This window comes from Alteromonas sp. ABE4_545, assembly GCF_056161325.1.
Genome location: NZ_JBSWYY010000096.1, coordinates 1 through 223, shown reverse-complemented (window position 1 = coordinate 223; position 223 = coordinate 1). Strand labels below are relative to the sequence as shown.

Annotated in this window: 1 protein-coding gene; it reads right to left on the bottom strand. The window is 47.5% G+C overall.

Annotated features, from left to right (window positions below):
* Positions 1-223 (bottom strand): EF-Tu C-terminal domain-related protein (locus tag ACXAH6_RS20475; RefSeq protein WP_474879841.1); only part of this gene is annotated, 223 nt, incomplete at both ends.

Sequence of the window (223 nt, the reverse complement as noted above, 5' to 3'; positions counted from 1 at the left end):
ACGGATCGCGAAACGAAGACCTTCGTCCATCGCGATTGGAGCGATTAGTTCTACTACGAACTTAAGGTTGTCGCCAGGCATTACCATTTCTACGCCTTCTGGAAGCTCTACTGCACCAGTTACGTCAGTTGTACGGAAGTAGAACTGTGGACGGTAGCCTTTGAAGAATGGAGTATGACGGCCACCTTCATCTTTAGACAATACGTATACTTCTGCTTCGAAC